Below are 17859 nucleotides of genomic sequence, written 5' to 3'. Positions count from 1 at the left end.
AACGGAGGCGCGAGACCATGACGGTGCCGCAAGGGCGTAGGAGCAGTACCTTCACGCGGCTGCTGCGGCACGGTTTCACCGACCCGTCCGCCGCCGAGCGCCTCCTCGACGCCCCGGAGCTGAGCGCCGTCCGCTCCGACCCGCTGCTCCTGGACGCGCTGGGCGCCACCGCCGACCCCGATCTCGCACTCCTCGGCCTCGTACGCCTCGTGGAGGCGCAGGAGGACGAGAACGGCCGGCGCGAACTGCTGGACACCCTCGTCACCGCCAAGCCGCTGCGCGACCGCCTGCTCGGGGTGATGGGCGCGTCCGAGGCGCTCGCCGACCACCTCGCCCGGCACCCCCGCGACTGGCGGGCCCTCGCCACGTACGAGTCGGCCGACCTGCACCCCGGCGTGGCGGACTTCGAGCGCGGCCTGGCCAACGCCACCGACCCCGTCTCGCTGCGCGTCGCCTACCGCCGCTGCCTGCTGGCCATCGCCGCGCGTGACGTGTGCGGCACCACCGACGTCGCCGAGGCCGCGGCCGAGCTGGCGGACCTCGCGACGGCGACGCTGCGCGCGGCCCTCGCCATGGCCCGCGCCGAGGCCCCCGGCGACGCCGCCCGGTGCAGGCTCGCGGTCATCGCGATGGGCAAGTGCGGCGGCCACGAGCTGAACTACGTCTCCGACGTCGACGTCATCTTCGTCGCCGAGCCCGCCGAAGGCACCGACGCCGCCGACGAGGACAAGGCGCTGCGCGCCGCGACCCGGCTCGCCTCGCACATGATGCGGATCTGTTCCGAGACGAACATCGAGGGCACCATCTGGCCCGTCGACGCCAACCTCCGCCCCGAGGGCAGGAACGGCCCGCTGGTGCGGACCCTCTCCAGCCACCTCGCGTACTACCAGCGCTGGGCGAAGACCTGGGAGTTCCAGGCTCTGCTCAAGGCCCGCCCGGTCGCGGGGGACCTCGCGCTCGGCGAGGAGTACGTCACCACGCTCGCGCCCCTGGTCTGGCACGCCGCCGAGCGCGAGAACTTCGTGCCCGACGTGCAGAAGATGCGCCGCAGGGTCGTCGAGAACATCCCGGCGGGGGAGGTCGACCGGGAGCTGAAGCTCGGCCCCGGCGGGCTCCGGGACGTCGAGTTCGCCGTCCAGATGCTTCAGCTGGTGCACGGCCGCAGTGACGCCTCGATCCGCAGCGGCTCGACCCTCGCCGCCCTGCACGCGCTCGGCGCCGGCGGCTACGTGGGCCGGGTGGACGCGGCCCAGCTCGATGACGCGTACCGCTTCCTGCGCTCCCTGGAACACCGCATCCAGCTGTACAAGCTGCGCCGCACCCACCTGGTGCCCGAGGACGACGCGGACCTGCGCCGCATCGGCCGCTCCCTGGGCATGCGCACGGAGCCGATCACCGAACTGAGCCGCGCCTGGAAGCGGCACACGTCCGTCGTGCGCCGACTGCACGAGAAGCTGTTCTACCGGCCGCTGCTCGACGCCGTCGCCCAACTCGCCCCGGGTGAGGCACGGTTGAGTACGGAGGCGGCCCGCGAGCGGCTCATCGCGCTCGGCTACGCGGACCCGAGCGCCGCGCTCAGGCACCTGGAGGCGCTGGCGTCCGGGGTCTCCCGCAAGGCGGCCATCCAGCGCACGCTGCTGCCCGTCCTGCTCGGCTGGTTCGCGGACTCCGCGGACCCCGACGCGGGCCTGCTGAACTTCCGCAAGGTCTCCGACGCGCTCGGCAAGACCCCCTGGTACCTGCGGCTGCTGCGCGACGAGGGAGCCGCGGCCGAGAACCTCGCCCGCGTCCTCTCCGCCGGCCGGCTCGCCCCCGACCTCCTCCTGCGCGCCCCCGAGGCGGTCGCCCTGCTCGGCGACGAGCGGGGTCTGGTGCCGCGCGGCCGCGCCCACCTGGAGCAGGAGATCCTCGCGGCGGTGCGCCGCGCGGACGGCGCCGAACAGGCGGTGACGGCGGCGCGCGGCGTGCGCCGCCGGGAACTGTTCCGCACCGCCGCCGGGGACATCATCGGCTCGTACGGCACGGAGGACAGCCCCGCCGAGGCCGACCCGGGCGCGCTGGTGGACCGGGTGGGCGACGCGATCTCCGACCTCACCGCCGCCACGATCGCGGGCACCCTGCGCGCGGTCGTCCGCGACGGCTGGGGCGACACGCTCCCGACCCGCTTCGCCGTGATCGGCATGGGCCGTTTCGGCGGCCACGAGCTGGCCTACGGCTCGGACGCGGACGTCCTGTTCGTCCACGAGCCCCGCGAGGGCGCCGACGAGCAGGAGGCGGCGAAGGCCGCGGCGAAGGTGGTCGCGGAGATGCGGCGCCTCCTCCAACTCCCCTCCGCCGACCCGCCGCTGGCCATCGACGCGGACCTGCGCCCGGAGGGCAGGAGCGGCCCGCTGGTGCGCACCCTCGGGTCGTACGAGGCCTACTACCGCCGCTGGTCCCTGGTCTGGGAGTCCCAGGCGCTGCTGCGCGCCGAGCCGGTCGCGGGCGACGAGGAACTGGGCCGCGCCTTCATCGACCTGGTGGACCCCCTGCGCTACCCCGCCGAGGGCCTCGGCGACGACGCGATCCGCGAGATCCGCCGCCTCAAGGCCCGTATGGAGGCGGAGCGGATGCCGCGCGGCGCCGACCCCACCCTGCACGCCAAGCTGGGCCGGGGCGGCCTCTCCGACGTCGAGTGGACCGTTCAGCTCCTCCAGCTGGAGCACGGCTGGGCCGAACCGGGCCTGCGCACGACCCGCACCCGCGAGGCCCTCGCGGCGGCCTGCGCGGCGGGCCTGGTCCCGACCCAGGACGCGGCGATCCTCGACGAGGCGTGGGTCCTCGCGACGCGCGTGCGCAACGCGGTGATGCTGGTACGCGGCCGGGCGGGCGACACGTTCCCCTCCGGGGGACGGGAGCTGGCCGCGGTGGGGCGGTACCTGGGCTACGACGCGGGGCACGTCGGCGACATGCTGGACGACTACCGGCGGATCACGCGCAGGGCGCGGGCGGTGGTGGAGGAGCGGTTCTACGGGGCGTAGGCCCCGGGAGTCCTGCGGGCCGTCGCCACCTCGCGCGGCAGCGCGTACGGCTGCGCCCCGTACCAGAGCCGGGCCACCGCGAAGCCGAAGGCCAGGCAGATCATGCCGCCGACCGCGTCCAGCCAGAAGTGGTTGGCCGTCGCGACGATCACCACGAGTGTCGTCACGGGGTAGAGCAGACCGAGCACCTTCGCCCACGGCACCGAGGCCAGGGCGAAGATCGTCAGGCCGCACCACAGGGACCAGCCGATGTGCATCGACGGCATCGCCGCGTACTGGTTCGACATGTTCTTCAGGTCACCGGAGGCCATCGAACCCCACGTGTGGTGGACCAGGACCGTGTCGATGAAGGTCGTGCCGTTCATCAGGCGGGGCGGCGCCAGTGGATACAGGTAGTAGCCGACCAGGGCCACCGCGGTCGTCGCGAAGAGGACGAGGCGCGTGGCCGCGTACCGCCCCGGATGCCACCGGAACAGCCAGACGAGGACACCGAGCGTCACCACGAAGTGCAGCGTCGCGTAGTAGTAGTTCATGCCGACGATGAGCCATGTCACCGAGTCCACGGCGTGGTTGACGCTCTTCTCGACGGCGACCCCGAGGTCCTGCTCGACGCGCCAGATCCAGTCGGCGTTGCGCAGGGCCTGCGCCTTCTGCTCCGGCACGGCGTTGCGGATCAGCGAGTACGTCCAGTAACTGACCGCGATCAGGAGGATCTCGAACCACAGCCGCGGACGGCGGGGAACGCGCAGACGACGCAGCGGATTGCGCCCATTGCGGACATGCTCCTCGTCCGCGATGGGTGAATCAGCGGGGGCCTGCCGGCCCTCAAGTGTCGTCACGATCGTCTCACCCATAGGCACAGAGTCTGCCAGATCCCCGCCCCCGACCGATCATCCCCTGGTCGGGTCAGGACCGCATTCTCTACACCGGAAGGACGAGTCCGCGATACGGACGTTCCCCTAGGGGCGCCTGGGCGCCGAGGCGGTTGAACCGCGAACCACCAGCTCCGGCATGAAGACGAATTCGCTCTGCGGGGCGGGGGTCCCGCCGATCTCCTCCAGGAGGGTGCGCACCGCCGCCTGACCCATCGCGGGCACCGGCTTGCGGACCGTGGTCAGGGGCGGGTCGGTGAAGGCGATCAGCGGGGAGTCGTCGAAGCCGACCACCGAGACGTCGTCCGGCACCTCCAGGCCGCGCTGGCGGGCCGCCCGTATCGCCCCGAGCGCCATCATGTCGCTGGCGCACGCTATCGCCGTGCAGCCGCGGTCCATCAGCGCCGCCGCGGCGGCCTGGTCGCCCTCCAGGGTGTAGAGGGAGTGCTGGACGAGGTCCGCCTCGATCTCCTCGGGCGAGAGGCCGAACCGGTCCTGCATCGTGCGTACGAAACCCTCGATCTTCCGCTGCACGGGCACGAACCGCTTGGGGCCGAGGGCCAGCCCGATGCGCGTATGGCCGAGGGAGACCAGGTGCGTGACCGCGAGGCGCATCGCCGCGCGGTCGTCCGGCGAGATGAACGGCGCCCGCACCTTCGGCGAGAAGCCGTCCACCAGGACGAACGGCACGCCCTGGGCCCGCAGCTGTTCGTAGCGCTGCATGTCGGCCGAGGTGTCCGCGTGCAGGCCCGAGACGAAGATGATCCCGGAGACCCCGCGGTCCACCAGCATCTCGGTCAGCTCGTCCTCGGTGGAGCCCCCCGGGGTCTGGGTGGCGAGGACCGGTGTGTACCCCTGCCGGGTCAGGGCCTGCCCGATGACCTGCGCGAGTGCGGGGAATATCGGGTTCTCCAGCTCCGGCGTGATCAGCCCGACCAGGCCCGCGCTGTGCCGGCGCAGCCGCACCGGGCGCTCGTAGCCGAGCACGTCGAGCGCGGCGAGCACGGATTGGCGGGTGGCCGCCGCGACGCCCGGCTTGCCGTTGAGCACGCGGCTTACTGTCGCTTCGCTGACCCCCGCCTGGGCTGCGATGTCGGCTAGCCGTGCGGTCACAGGATTGGACTGTACCGGTCGCATCTCAGGCTGCCCACCAGACCGTTGAATCCGCGGGCAGTACGGTCTCGTCGGCACCCGTGGCGACATCCGCGCTCGCGAGGAGCAGGGTGCCGGGGGTGGGGAGGGTGGCGGGGCCGGAGGTGAGGTTCACGGTGCACACGAAGGTGCCCGCCGCGCTGACCCGGCGGAACGCCAGCACGCCCTCGGGGGAGTCCAGCCACTCGACGCCGCGGCCCGCGCCGAGCGCCGGGTGCTCGTGGCGCACGGCGAGCGCGGTGCGGTAGAACTCCAGCGTCGAGGTCGGGTCGCCGGTCTGCGCCTCCACCGTGAGGTCCTTCCAGGACTCCGGCTGCGGCAGCCAGCTCGGGCCGCCCTCGGCCGGGCCGAAGCCGAACGGCGCCCGCTCCCCGGACCAGGGCAGCGGCACCCGGCAGCCGTCGCGCGTGCCGTCCTGCCCGGTGGAGCGGAAGAACGCCGGATCCTGGCGCACCTCGTCCGGCAGGTCGGTGACCTCGGGCAGGCCCAGCTCCTCGCCCTGGTAGATGTACGCGGAGCCGGGCAGCGCCAGCATCAGCAGCGTGGCCGCCCGCGCCCGGCGCAGCCCGCGGGCCTCGTCACCGTCGGCGAAGCGGGTCGAGTGGCGTACGACGTCGTGGTTGGAGAGCACCCAGGTGGCGGGGGCGTCCACGGAGTTCATCGCGGCGAGGGAGCGGTCGATGACGCCGCGCAGCGCCTCGGCGTCCCAGTCGGTGGTCAGGTACTCGAAGTTGAAGGCCTGGTGCAGCTCGTCGGGGCGCAGGTACAGGGCGCTGCGCTCGACGGTCGGGGTCCACGCCTCGGCGACGGCGATGCGCTCGGTGCCGTCCTCGCGGGTGTACTCCGCGAGGATCTTGCGCCAGTCGCGGTAGATCTCGTGCACGCCGTCCTGGTCGAAGTAGGGCACGGCCTGGCTGCCGAGCAGCTTGACCTGCTCCTCGTGGCCGATGTCCGGCAGGCCCGCCGCCTTGACCAGGCCGTGTGCCACGTCGATGCGGAAGCCGTCGATGCCGAGGTCGAGCCAGAAGCGCAGGATGGAGCGGAACTCGTCCTTGACCGCCGGGTGGTCCCAGTTGAAGTCGGGCTGCTCGGGCGCGAAGAGGTGGAGGTACCAGGAGCCGTCCTCGACGCGGGTCCAGGCGGGGCCGCCGAAGATGGACTCCCAGTCGTTGGGCGGCAGTTCGCCCTCGGTGCCCTTTCCGGGGCGGAAGTGGAAGCGGTCGCGCAGCGGTGATCCGGGGCCCTCGCGCAGCGCCTGCTTGAACCACTCGTGCTGGTCGGAGCAGTGGTTGGGCACCACGTCGACGATGACGCGCAGACCCAGCGAGTGCGCTTCGCGTACGAGGTCGTCGGCGTCGGTGAGGGTGCCGAACATGGGGTCCACGGCGCGGTAGTCCGCCACGTCGTAACCGGCGTCGGCCTGCGGGGAGGCGTAGAAGGGGGAGAGCCAGACGGCGTCCACGCCCAGGTCGCGCAGGTGCGGCAGGCGGGCCGTGATGCCGGGCAGATCACCCATGCCGTCGCCGTTCCCGTCGGCGAAGCTGCGCGGGTAGACCTGGTAGATGACCGCGTCCCGCCACCACTCCCTGGTGGGCACGGAGTCGGTGAGGGCGGGCGCGGCGGTGACGTGCTGGGTCATGAAGTCCCTTAGGAGTGCGGGGAGTGGCCGGGATGGTGGCGGGTCAGGACTTGGTGCCGCCGGCCGTCAGGCCCGACACCAGATTGCGCTGGACCACGAGGAAGACGAGCGTGGCCGGAATCAGGATGATCACCGAGGCGGCGGTCATCATGGCCCAGTCTGCGCGTGATTCGGTGGCGAAGGTACGGATTCCTACGGCGAGGGTGTAATGGTCCGCTCCCATGAACTGGGAGGCGTAGGCGACCTCGCCCCACGCGGTGAGGAAGCTGTAGAACGCCGTCACCGCGAGGCCCGGCTTGGCGAGCGGCACGATGAGCCGCCAGAAGGTGCCGAAGGGGGTGAGGCCGTCGACGCGCCCCGCCTCGTCGATCTCGTGCGGGATGGTGTCGAAGTAGCCCTTCATCATCCAGGCGCAGAAGGGGACCGCGGTCGTCGCGTACGTGAGGATGAGCCCCAGGTAGTTGTCGATCAGGTCGAAGCGGGCCAGGAGTTCGTAGAGCGGCACGATCAGGACGGCCATCGGGAACATCTGGGTGACCAGGAAGCTCCACATCAGCTGCCGGTGGCCGGGGAACCGCATCCGGGAGACCGCGTAGCCCGCGGTCGCCGCGAGGAAGACGCCGAGCAGGGTGGTGCCGCCCGCGACGATCACCGAGGCGCCGAACCACTGCGGGAAGTCGGTGTCGGTGAGGACCTTGGCGTAGTTGTCGAGGCTCAGGTTGCCGAGCACCTCGCCCGGGCTCTGCCAGGCCGTCTTCGGGCCCAGCGAGATGAAGACGATCCACACGACGGGGAACGAGGCGACCAGGCTCGCCAGGATCAGCGTGCCGTGCAGCGCGACGGAGGCGAGCGTCGAGCGCTCCTCGCGGCCCCGGACCTTCTTCGCCCGCGGCCGCGCCGGGGTCTTGGCGAGGGCCCCGGTGGTGGCCGGGGAGTGGGTGGTTGCTGAGGTCATGGTGACGGGCCCCCTCAGGCCTGCTCGGTCTTGAGCTGGCGGCGGCGGTAGAAGGTCGAGAAGGCGAGGAGGAGGGCGAGGATCACGATTCCGTAGGTGGCTGCGCCGGAGTAGTCGGACACTCCGGTGAACGCCTTGCGGAAGGCGAAGGTCACGAGGATGTCCGCCTCACCGGTGGTGTTCTGGCCGAGCAGCAGATAGATCACCGCGAACATGTTGAACGTCCAGATGCAGCCGAGCAGCACCACGGTGTTGGTGACCGGGCGCAGGCCGGGCAGCGTGACGTTCACGAAGCGCTGCCAGGGGGAGGCGCCGTCCATCTCCGAGGCCTCGTACAGCTCCTTGGGGATGGACTGGAGTCCGCCGAGGAGCGCCACCATGTTGAAGGGGACGCCGATCCAGACGTTCACCATGATCACGGCGACCTTCTGGGCGAACGGCGTCGCCAGCCAGTTCTGGGCGGGCAGACCGACGGCCGTGATCATCTCGTTGAAGACGCCGTACTGCGAGTTGAGCATCAGGCGCCAGGCGAAGACGCCGACGAAGGCGGGGACCGCCCACGGCAGGATGAGCAGGGCGCGGTAGAGCAGCTTGGCGCGCATCTTGCGGTTGAGCAGGAGCGCGAGGCCCATGCCGATCGCGATGTGCAGGGCGACGCAGGACACGGTCCATACGATCGTCCAGGTCAGGCGCGGATAGAAGTCGCCGTCCGCGCCCGAGAGGATCGACCAGTAGTTGTCGAGCCCGACCATCTCGTACGTCGCGGGGGCGTGGAAGGCCCCGATGTCCCGCGCCACGTTCGCCTCGTTGGCGTTGGTGAGCGAGAGGTAGAAGCCGTAGCCCAGCGGATACAGGACCAGTACGGCGAGGACGATGACGACCGGAGCCACCATCGCCCACGCGTACCAGTACTTCTGCCAGGAGTGGCGAAGCGCGGTGATCAACTGTGCCTGCCTCAGCTGCTGATGGTGTAGCCGGGGAGCAGCTTCTTGAAGTCCTTGGCGGCGGCGTCGAGGCCGGACTTCACGGAGACGTCACCCTGGAGGATCTTGGTGTACTGCTGCACCAGCGGGGTGAAGAGGCTGCCGACCTGGGGGAGCGCCACGCGCGGCCGCGCGGACTTCATGATCGGGTGGAAGCCCTTGATGCGGGCGTCCTTGGTCACCTCGGGGGTGTACGCGGACTCGCGGGTCGGCAGCGTCGCGGTCTCGGCGGCGATCTTCTGCTGGCTCTTCGACGAGGTCATGAACTGGGTGAAGAGGTAGGCGGCGTCCAGGTTCTTCGAGCCCTGGTAGACGGTGAGGTCGTGGCCGCCGGTGGGGGCCTGCGGCTTGCCGGTGGAGCCGGCCGGGACCGGGGCGAAGCCGAGGTTGCCCTCGTCGCCCTTGAAGGCCTTGCCCGACAGGTCGTCGGTGACCGACCAGGGGCCCTGGATGAGCATGGCGACCTCGCCGTTCTTGAACGAGGTCTGCATGTTGTCGTAGGCGTTGGCGAAGTCGACCTTCGCGGACGCCTGGTCGTAGACCTTCTTCGCCGTGGTGACGGCCTTGACGGCCTCCGGCGAGTTGATCGTGATCTTCTTCGTCCTCGTGTCGGCGAGGTCGGTGCCCTCGCCGTAGAGGAAGGGCAGCAGGAAGTAGGAGTCGGGGTTGAGGTAGGTGCCCTCGACGCCGGTCTTCTTCTTGATGGTCTTCGACGTCTCGATGAACTCGTCCCAGGTGGTGGGCGCCTTCTCGACGCCCGCCTTCTTGAAGAGCTTCTTGTTGTAGAGGATCCCGAGGGTGTCGGTGACCGACGGGACGCCGTACGTCTTGCCCTGGTACTTCGTGGTGTTCAGCGGGCCCTCGGTGAAGTCCTCCGTGCCGCCCTTGAGGGCGAGGGTGCCGTCCAGCGGGGCGATGTAGTGCAGCGAGGCGTACTCGGGGATGAGGCCGACGTCGGCGCGCATCACGTCGGGGGCGCCCTTGCCGGTCTTCGCGGCCGACTTGAACTTCTGCTCGATGGACGCGAACTCGATGTTCTCGTAGTTGACGTCGATCTTCGGGTACTTGTCCTCGAAGTCGGCGATCAGCTTCTTGTAGACCGGCGCCTCGGTCGTGGCGTCCGAGGTGTCCCAGTAGGTGAGGGAGCCCGAGATGTCCTTGGCGTCCTTCGCCTTGCCGTTCGAGCCTTCGTCGTCGTCGCTGCCGCAGGCGGTGGCGGTGAGCGCAAGGGCGCAGACCGCGGCGGCGATCGATATGCCACGTCGCATAGTGAACTCCTGAGGGATGGACCCGCTGGGCCGTCCGTCCCATCGACGGCTGCCGGGCTGGCAGGAAGTTAACAGTCTTGCAAGGCTTTGCGGAAGACTTTGCAGGGCACTTTCTGGCTTCTTCTTCGGGAGGGTGGGGTACAGGGCCGACGGGGCGTCGTGTGACGCCCCGCCAGGGGCGCGGGGAACTGCGCGACCGGCCCACAACGATCCGCACTTGTCGGATCTCGCAGGCCTTCACTGCAAGCTCTTGCTGCAAGCCAGCACCGACGGTACGTTCCCCCGTCATGGCAAACCAGCTCAGGCGCCGCAATGTCGCGGCAACCGGCACCGTCCTCGCGCTCGTCGCGGCCCTCTGTACCGCGATACCGGCCGGGGCGGCACCGCCCCCCGACACCGGCCCCCTCGACCTGACGAAGTCGACGGCCCAGTGGATCGACCGCACCACCGTCGCCGTCAAGGACGACGGCGGGGCCGCGGGCACCACCACCCGGCTCGTCTCCGACCAGGACGGGAAGCTCGCCGTCGAGGACGGCGAACTCACCGGCACCGGACGGGAGTCGGCCCTCCGCAAGGTCCCCGGCGGCCTCTCCGCCGCCCAGCGCGCCAAGTTCCCGCACCTCGCGCGGTACGCGGCGTACGAAGTCGTCCCCCGCGACCGCGAGCACACCGCCGAGGACCTCACCGGCCAGGTGATCCTCACCCGGCACGAGTCCGACGGCACCCTCGCCACCGCCACCGGTGTCCAGACCCAGGGCGTCCTCGACGACCTCTACGCCGCCCGCGCCACGAAGGCCGCGCTCGGCCCGGTCTTCCGTGAGGGCAGGGTCACCCTCTCCGTGTGGGCCCCCACCGCCCAGTCCGTCGCCCTCGAACTCGGCGGCGAGCACCTGCCGATGCGGCGCGACGGCGCGAGCGGCGTCTGGTCCGCCACCGGACCCGGCCGCTGGAGCGGCGAGAACTACCGCTTCGCCGTCAAGGTCTGGTCCCCGAGCGCCCGCGCGGTCGTCACCAACAAGGTCACCGACCCCTACTCGCTCGCCCTGACCGCCGACTCCACCCGCAGCATCGCGGTCGACCTCGGCGCCAAGCGGCTCGCGCCCGAGGGCTGGGCGTCCCTGAAGAAGCCGAAGGCCGTACCGCTGCGGAACGCGCAGATCCAGGAACTGCACATCCGGGACTTCTCCGCCACCGACCGCACCGCGAAGGCCCGCCACCGCGGCACCTACCGCGCCTTCACCGGCACCCGCAGCAAGGGCTCACGGCACCTGAGGAAGCTCGCGCGGGCCGGAACGTCGTACGTCCATCTCCTGCCCGCCTTCGACATCGCGACCGTCCCCGAGCGCAGGGCCGACCAGCAGCGCCCCGCCTGCGACCTCGCCTCCTTCGCCGCCGACTCCGACAAGCAGCAGGAGTGCGTGGCCTCCTTCGCCGCCGACGACGCCTACAACTGGGGCTACGACCCCTTCCACTACACGGTGCCCGAGGGGTCGTACGCCACCGACCCCGACGGGACCCGGCGCACCGTCGAGTTCCGGGAGATGGTCCAGGCGCTCAACCGCGACGGGCTGCGCGTCGTCATGGACGTCGTCTACAACCACACGGCGGCGAGCGGCCAGGACCCCAAGTCCGTACTCGACAGGATCGTGCCCGGCTACTACCACCGCCTCCTCGCCGACGGCACCGTCGCGACCTCCACCTGCTGCGCGAACACCGCGCCCGAGAACGCCATGATGGGCAAGCTCGTCGTCGACTCCCTGGTCACCTGGGCCAGGCAGTACAAGGTCGACGGCTTCCGTTTCGACCTGATGGGCCACCACCCCAAGGCCAACATCCTCGCCGTCCGCGCGGCCCTGGACGCGCTCACGCCCGAGAAGGACGGCGTCGACGGCAAGCGGATCATCCTCTACGGCGAGGGCTGGGACTTCGGCGAGGCCGCCGACGACGCCCGCTTCGTCCAGGCCACCCAGAAGAACATGGCCGGTACCGGCATCGCCACCTTCTCCGACCGGGCCCGCGACGCGGTGCGCGGCGGCGGCCCCTTCGACGACGACCCCGGCGCCCAGGGCTTCGCCAGCGGTCTGTACACCGACCCCAACCCCTCAGAGGCCAACGGCACCCCGGCCGAGCAGAAGGCCCGGCTCCTGCACTACCAGGACCTGATCAAGGTCGGCCTCACCGGCAACCTCGCCGACTACACCTTCACCGACTCCGCGGGCCGCCGCGTCAAGGGCTCCGACGTCGACTACAACGGCGCGCCCGCGGGCTACGCGGCCGCCCCCGGCGACGCCCTGGCCTACGCCGACGCGCACGACAACGAAACCCTCTTCGACGCCCTCGCCTTCAAACTGCCCCCGTCCATGACCCCCGCCGACCGTTCGCGCATGCAGGTCCTCGCGATGGCGACCGCGGCGCTCTCCCAGGGCCCCGCCCTCTCCCAGGCGGGCACCGACCGGCTGCGCTCCAAGTCCCTGGACCGCAACTCCTACGACAGCGGCGACTGGTTCAACGCCCTGCACTGGGACTGCCGCGACGGCAACGGCTTCGGGCGCGGCCTGCCCCCGGCCGCCGACAACAAGTCCAAATGGGCTTACGGAAAGCCCCTGTTGACGTCCGTCGGCGTCGGCTGCCGCGACATCGAGGCGACCTCGGCGGCGTACCGGGATCTGCTGAGGATCCGTACGACCGAACCGGCGTTCGGGCAGCGCACCGCCGACCAGGTGCAGCGGACGCTCTCCTTCCCCCTGTCGGGCCGCGCCGAGACGCCCGGCGTCATCACCCTGCGCGCCGACGACCTCGTCGTGGTGTTCAACGCCACCCCCGAGACCCGCGAGCAGCAGGTCCGGGACGCGGCGGGAATCAAGTACCGACTGCACCCCGTTCAGGCGAAAGGCGCAGATCGTAGCGTGAAATCCGCATCGTATGAGTCGAGTTCCGGGATCTTCACCGTTCCCGGTCGGACCGTCGCGGTCTTCTCCCGAAGCGCGCGTTAGGGCGCTAACTTGGTCGGGCAGGCCCGCGGGAGGCCTGCCCCATCGACCTGCCCCTGAGGGGCCCGCTTGAGCGCCAACGGCAAGGCAGACACCACGATCCTGGTGGTCGACGACACGGCCGCCAGTCGATACGCGCTGGGCGCTGTCCTGCGCCGGGACGGCCATCGCGTCATCCTCGCCGCCAGCGCGGGCGAAGCCCTCGTCGAGCTCGACGCGCGCCACCGCGCGGGCGACCTGCCCGACGTGGCGCTCATCGACGTGGGCCTGCCCGACATGAGCGGCTTCGAGCTGTGCCGCCGCCTCAAGGAGTCACCCCAGACCGCCCTCGTGCCCGTCGTGCACTTCTCGGCGGCCCGCGTCGCCCCCGCCGACCGGTGCCGCGGCCTCGACGCGGGCGGCGAGGCCTATCTGACGGTGCCCGCGGAACCGGAGGAGATCCAGGCCGTCGTCCGGGCCGTCGCCCGCGGCGCCCGCCACCGCAGCGACGCCGAAGCGCAGGCCGGGCATCTGACACGGCTCGCCGAGACCATCCTCGACGTGCAGTCCGCCCGCTGCCCGCGCGAGCTGGCCGACGCCGCCGCCGCGGGCACCGACCGCCTCACCCACGGCCCCGCCGCCGCGTTCATCCTCGGTGACGACGGCGCGATGCACCGCGGCCTGTCCCGGCGCAGGGCGAGCGCCTCCCTGCCCGACGACGGCGCGCACGATGCGGTGGCGCGCCTCGTCCTGCGCATCATGTCGGGCCACGTCGGCGTACGCAGCACCTTCGCACCCGCCCCGCTGTGGCCGCCCGGCTTCTTCCAGCCCGAGCCGCCCGGCGGCACCGGAGGCCCCGAGGGCGCCCGGCTCGCCCTGGCCCGCAGCCGCGAGGGCTGCGCGCCCGTCTGCCTCGCCACGCCCTCGTACGCCCAAGGGACCTCGCCGGACACCGGACGGCTCGTGGGGCGGCTCGCCCACGCCACCGCGCTGGCCGCGGAGCGCCTGCTCATGTACGAGATGGAACGTCACATCGCCCTCACCCTCCAGCGCAGCTTCCTGCCCGCGCACGTGCCCCAGGTGCCCGGCACCGAAGTCGTCGTGCGCTACGAACCCGCCTCCAGCGACACGGAGATCGGCGGCGACTTCTACGCCGCGCTGCCCACCTCCGCGGGCGTCCTCACCGCCATCGGCGACGTCGTCGGCCACTCCCTCGGCGCCGCCACCGTGATGGTCGAGGTCCGGCACGCCCTGCGCGCCTACTGCGTCGACGAATCCGACCCCCGGGTGCTCGCCCACCGCCTCGACAAGATGCTCCAGCGCTACCACCCCGACGTGACGGCCACCCTCTGCCTGGCGGTCGTCGACCCCGCCACCGGGCGCACCCGCGTCTCGAACGCCGGGCACATCCCGCCGCTCATCGTCAGCGACTCGGGCGTCGCCACCTACCTGGAGGCGTGCGGCCCGCTGCTCGGCCTCGGCCTCGACAGACCCAAGCCGACCGAAGTGCTGCTGCGCCCCACCGACCGGCTCCTCATGGTCACCGACGGCCTCATCGAGACCCGCGGCGTCGACCTCGCGGTCTCCATGGAGCAGCTGCGCACCGCCGCCGCCAACGCGCCGGGGGGCGTCACGTCCCTCTGCGACACCCTGCTCGCCTGCTTCGGCCACGACAGGGACGACGACATCGCACTCCTCGTCCTCGGCCTGACGGGAAACCGCTAGCCCACCCCGGTGAGCCGCTTCTCCAGAAGGGTCACGCCGTACGTGCTCCCGTCCGCGGCGGCCTTCCCCGGCAGCTCCCCGACGACCGTGTATCCGGCGTCCTCGTAGTAGACGCGCAGCCGCGGATTGGCCGAAACACAGTCCAGCCGGGCCAGCTCGCGCCCCGCCTCGGCGATGCGCCGCTCGGCCCGTGCGAGCATCGCCCGACCCGTCCCCGGCCGCGCCCCGCGCCGCACCATCAGCCGGTGCACATAGCCCGCGACCGGCTCGGTCACGCCCCAGGCGGCCTCGTCGTCCCACCAGATCTCGTACGCCCCGACGACCTCGCCCCCTTCCTGGGCGAGCCACACCTCCTCCACACCTGAGGTGATCAGCCGCCGGAAGTGCCGCTCGTCCTTGTCGCCCGGCTTCCACTGGTCGATGCCGCGCTCCCGCATCCAGCGGGCCGCGCCGTCGTAGAGGCCGGTGAGGGTCGCCACGTCGCCCTCGCGCGCACCGCGCACGGTCAACAGGGCCGTCACCGCGCCAGCTCCATCAGCCGGCCGATCAGCTCGGCGAACGGACCGTCGGCCGGCTCCGTGGCCAGGATGCCGCGCAGCAGCTCCGCCATCTCCTCGTCGTACGCGGCGCTCACCGCGGTGAGCGCCGCGAAGTCGTGCACCAGTTGCAGCTCAAGCTCCGCGCGCGGGATGCGGCGCCCGTCCAGCCAGAGCAGCGCCGTGGACTCGGCGAGGGAGATCCACGACCGCACCACCAGCTCCAGCCGCGCGGGCGGTTCGGTGACCCCGAGGTGCGCGAGGATCTGGTCGTACGCCGCCTGCCGCACCGAGTCGATCAGCGCGTTCGTCGCCGAGGCCGACGCCGTCTCCACCGAGCACGCGCCGCCCGCGGAGACAGCGGGGCCGCCCCGCATCAGCGCGGAGAAACCGGGCCCGTGCTCGTCGACGAAGGACAGGAAGCGGCCCATCACCCGCAGCAGCCGGGCCCCGAGCGGCCCCTCGCGCGGCTCCACGAACCGCTCGGCGAGGTCCTCGGCCGCTCGCCGCAACGCCGCCTCGTACAGGCTGAGTTTGCCGGGGAAGTAGTGGTAGACCAGCGGGCGCGAGATGCCCGCGGCCGCTGCTATCTCGTCGATGGAGACGTCGTCGGGCGAGCGGTGGCTGAAGAGGTCGAGCGCGACCCCGATCAACTGCTGCCGACGCTCCTCGACGCCCATCCTGCGGCGCACCCCGGTTGTCATACGAACACCTTACCGAGCAGATCCGGCCTCTCGACGGGCCGGTGCGCCACGGGACTTCACAGATCGAGCACCAGCCGCTCGCCGTGCGCCCGCGAGACGCAGATGAGCATGGAGGCGGCCCGCTCGGCGTCCGTGAGCAACTCGTCGCGGTGGTCTATCTCCCCTTCCAGGACGCGCTGTTGGCACGTTCCGCAGAAACCCTGCTCGCAGGAGTACGCCGTGTCCGGCAGCTCGGCGCGGACCGCGGCAAGCACCGTGCTGTCCGCGGCGACCGCCACCGTGCGCCCGCTGCGCCGCAGCTCGACCTCGAAGGCGGCGTCGCCCTCGGTGGAGAGGCGGGGCGAGAACCGCTCCAGATGCAGCGAACACCCGGCGGGCAGCGCGGCGGTGACCGCCTCCATCAGCCCTTCCGGCCCGCATACGTGGACGGCGGCGCCCTCGGCCGCCCCGCTGAGGAAAGCCGCCACGTCCGGCAGCCCGTCCGCGTCCTCGGCGGCGACGGTGACCCGCCCCGCACGCCCCGCGCCGAGCTTCTCGACCTCGTCGAGGAACGGCATCGTGGCGCACGAACGCCCTGCGTACAGCAGCCGCCACGGCACCCCCGAGGCCTCGACGGCCCGCAGCATCGGCAGGATCGGGGTGATCCCGATGCCCCCGGCCACGAAGGCGTACGACGGGGCGGTGGCGAGCGGGAAGCGGTTGCGCGGCCCCCGCACCTCGACCTCGGTGCCCTCGCGCAGCTCGTGCACCTCGCGCGAGCCGCCCCTGCCGCCCTGCTCGGCGGTGATCAGCCGGGTCGCGACGGTGTACGAGGAGGAGTCCTCGGGGTCGCCGCAGAGCGAGTACTGCCGTACGAGCCCCGAGGGGAGGACCAGGTCGAGGTGGGCGCCCGGCGTCCACGGCGGCAAGCCCGTGCCCTCCAGACGGAGTTGGACGACGCCTTCGGCGACCCGCTCGTGCCGTGCGACGCGCAGCCGCAGCGCCCGGGAGCGCGGCCGCCCCGAGACCGGCTCCTCCAGGGCGGGCAGCGGCCACAGCGGGGAGGACGCGATGCGGCGGCGCAGTGCCCGCCGGGCGAGCACGGCACCGCCCGCGACGAGGGCGAGGGTGCGGACGCGGGGCATGTCAGACGCCCCCGTTCGACCGGTGGGCGGCGGCCTTCTCGGCCGCGGTGGCGGCCGGTGAGGAGGCGAGGTAGGCCACGGCCTGTTCGGTGCTGCCCTCCTGGGAGGGGTGGTAGCCGCGGCTCAGATAGCGCGGGATGGAGCGGATCATGTCGCCGGCCGTCGGCAGCGTGCCCGCCCGCCCGCTGCGGTGGAGGTCCCTCAGGCTCGCCCTGCCGTGGACGAGCGTAGGGTCGTTCGCCATGAAGAACCGCGCCCCGCGCTGCCAGAGGAAGACCAGGGCGGTGAAGGCGGTCGCCCAGGTCCGCGCGCGGCGCCGGTAGCCGCCGTCGACGTGCATGAACAGCTCGAAGGCCACGGAGCGGTGCTCGACCTCCTCGGCGCCGTGCCAGCGCAGCAGGTCCAGCATGGTCGGGTCGGCGCCCCTGCGGTCCAGCTCCTCGGCGTTGAGGATCCAGTTGCCGAGGAAGGCGGTGTAGTGCTCGATGGCGGCGATCATCGCGACGCGCTCCATCAGCCACCAGTGGCGCGCCCTGCCCGGTGGCAGGGTCCGGTCCCCGAGCAGCTTCTCGAAGAGCCAGTCGACCTGCGCGGTGTACGGCGTCGGGTCGAGGCCCCGCTCCTTGAGGTGCGGCAGGACCTCGTCGTGTGCCTGCGCGTGCATCGCCTCCTGGCCGATGAACCCGATGACGTCCTCGCGCAGCCGCTCGTCCTTGATGTACGGCAGGACCTGCTTGTAGACGTGCACGAACCAGCGCTCGCCGGCGGGCAGCAGCAGATGCAGCACGTTGATGGTGTGCGTGGTGAACGGGTCGCCCGGGAGCCAGTGGAGCGGGGTGTCCTCCCAGGAGAAGGAGACGTTGCGAGCCTTGAGCGGTATTCGCTCGGACGCCGTGTTAGACATGGCGTCAA

The 17859-nt window shown here is 71.7% G+C and carries 12 protein-coding genes and 1 pseudogene; 3 read left to right on the top strand and 10 right to left on the bottom strand.

What is annotated here, in order from left to right; genetic code table 11:
• The first annotated feature begins 17 nt into the window (after positions 1-17).
• Positions 18-3020 (top strand): bifunctional [glutamine synthetase] adenylyltransferase/[glutamine synthetase]-adenylyl-L-tyrosine phosphorylase, encoded by a 3003-nt coding sequence (locus CP975_RS09810; RefSeq protein ID WP_055532186.1) that lies wholly within the window; start codon positions 18-20, stop codon positions 3018-3020.
• Here the strand turns inward: CP975_RS09810 and CP975_RS09805 are convergent.
• The 6 genes from CP975_RS09805 to CP975_RS09780 form a co-directional block, all read right to left on the bottom strand.
• Positions 3008-3874, bottom strand: a complete 867-nt coding sequence (locus CP975_RS09805; protein ID WP_055532184.1) for a phosphatase PAP2 family protein — start codon at positions 3872-3874, stop codon at positions 3008-3010. The two genes, CP975_RS09810 and CP975_RS09805, sit on opposite strands and share 13 nt — an antisense overlap.
• A 105-nt stretch (positions 3875-3979) precedes the next feature.
• Positions 3980-5005: a LacI family DNA-binding transcriptional regulator gene (locus CP975_RS09800; protein ID WP_281292820.1), complete on the bottom strand. Its 1026-nt coding sequence runs from the start codon at positions 5003-5005 to the stop codon at positions 3980-3982.
• A 25-nt stretch (positions 5006-5030) separates the two neighbouring features.
• Complete coding sequence (locus tag CP975_RS09795; RefSeq protein WP_055532182.1) at positions 5031-6683, bottom strand: glycoside hydrolase family 13 protein; 1653 nt, start codon at positions 6681-6683, stop codon at positions 5031-5033.
• Between the two features lie 43 nt (positions 6684-6726).
• Positions 6727-7638 carry a sugar ABC transporter permease gene (locus CP975_RS09790; RefSeq protein WP_055532180.1) on the bottom strand — a complete coding sequence of 304 codons (912 nt, stop codon included), beginning with the start codon at positions 7636-7638 and terminating at the stop codon, positions 6727-6729.
• A gap of 14 nt (positions 7639-7652) precedes the next feature.
• Positions 7653-8531, bottom strand: coding sequence for a carbohydrate ABC transporter permease (locus tag CP975_RS09785; protein WP_051819795.1), 879 nt, complete (start codon positions 8529-8531; stop codon positions 7653-7655).
• A gap of 62 nt (positions 8532-8593) precedes the next feature.
• Complete coding sequence (locus tag CP975_RS09780) at positions 8594-9889, bottom strand: extracellular solute-binding protein (protein ID WP_055532172.1); 1296 nt, start codon at positions 9887-9889, stop codon at positions 8594-8596.
• Positions 9890-10257: 368 nt separating this feature from the next.
• Here CP975_RS09780 and pulA point away from each other — a divergent pair.
• A pseudogene (pulA, locus tag CP975_RS09775) lies at positions 10258-12882 on the top strand (pullulanase-type alpha-1,6-glucosidase); the annotation flags it as partial.
• A gap of 66 nt (positions 12883-12948) precedes the next feature.
• On the top strand, positions 12949-14583 hold the full coding sequence (locus CP975_RS09770) for a fused response regulator/phosphatase (RefSeq protein ID WP_055532170.1): 1635 nt from the start codon (positions 12949-12951) through the stop codon (positions 14581-14583).
• On the opposite strand, the gene CP975_RS09765 is transcribed toward CP975_RS09770, so the two are convergent.
• Genes CP975_RS09765 through CP975_RS09750 form a run of 4 tightly spaced genes read right to left on the bottom strand, consistent with a single transcriptional unit; the run spans position 14580 to position 17851 of the window.
• Positions 14580-15104: a GNAT family N-acetyltransferase gene (locus tag CP975_RS09765; protein ID WP_055532168.1), complete on the bottom strand. Its 525-nt coding sequence runs from the start codon at positions 15102-15104 to the stop codon at positions 14580-14582. The genes CP975_RS09770 and CP975_RS09765 overlap by 4 nt on opposite strands.
• On the bottom strand, positions 15101-15823 hold the full coding sequence (locus CP975_RS09760) for a TetR/AcrR family transcriptional regulator (RefSeq protein WP_150476761.1): 723 nt from the start codon (positions 15821-15823) through the stop codon (positions 15101-15103). Before CP975_RS09760 ends, CP975_RS09765 begins: the two co-directional genes overlap by 4 nt.
• 56 nt (positions 15824-15879) lie before the next feature.
• On the bottom strand, positions 15880-16947 hold the full coding sequence (locus tag CP975_RS09755; RefSeq protein ID WP_055532164.1) for a PDR/VanB family oxidoreductase: 1068 nt from the start codon (positions 16945-16947) through the stop codon (positions 15880-15882).
• A gap of 1 nt (position 16948) precedes the next feature.
• Positions 16949-17851, bottom strand: a complete 903-nt coding sequence (locus CP975_RS09750; RefSeq protein WP_055532162.1) for a metal-dependent hydrolase — start codon at positions 17849-17851, stop codon at positions 16949-16951.
• Between the last annotated feature and the right edge of the window lie 8 nt (positions 17852-17859).

The organism is Streptomyces alboniger (assembly GCF_008704395.1).
Classification (GTDB): domain Bacteria; phylum Actinomycetota; class Actinomycetes; order Streptomycetales; family Streptomycetaceae; genus Streptomyces; species Streptomyces alboniger.
Note: the sequence above shows the minus strand (reverse complement) of the source record. Positions and strands in the feature narration are given on the sequence as shown.

Bases quoted from the DNA above. Each gene is read 5' to 3' on its own strand.
- CP975_RS09780 (WP_055532172.1), bottom strand. From the start codon at position 9,889: ATGCGACGTGGCATATCGATCGCCGCCGCGGTCTGCGCCCTTGCGCTC.
- CP975_RS09790 (WP_055532180.1), bottom strand. From the start codon at position 7,638: ATGACCTCAGCAACCACCCACTCCCCGGCCACCACCGGGGCCCTCGCC.
- CP975_RS09785 (WP_051819795.1), bottom strand. From the start codon at position 8,531: ATGGTGGCTCCGGTCGTCATCGTCCTCGCCGTACTGGTCCTGTATCCG.
- CP975_RS09750 (WP_055532162.1), bottom strand. From the start codon at position 17,851: ATGTCTAACACGGCGTCCGAGCGAATACCGCTCAAGGCTCGCAACGTC.
- CP975_RS09755 (WP_055532164.1), bottom strand. From the start codon at position 16,947: ATGCCCCGCGTCCGCACCCTCGCCCTCGTCGCGGGCGGTGCCGTGCTC.
- CP975_RS09795 (WP_055532182.1), bottom strand. From the start codon at position 6,683: ATGACCCAGCACGTCACCGCCGCGCCCGCCCTCACCGACTCCGTGCCC.
- CP975_RS09805 (WP_055532184.1), bottom strand. From the start codon at position 3,874: ATGGGTGAGACGATCGTGACGACACTTGAGGGCCGGCAGGCCCCCGCT.
- CP975_RS09760 (WP_150476761.1), bottom strand. From the start codon at position 15,823: ATGACAACCGGGGTGCGCCGCAGGATGGGCGTCGAGGAGCGTCGGCAG.
- CP975_RS09810 (WP_055532186.1), top strand. From the start codon at position 18: ATGACGGTGCCGCAAGGGCGTAGGAGCAGTACCTTCACGCGGCTGCTG.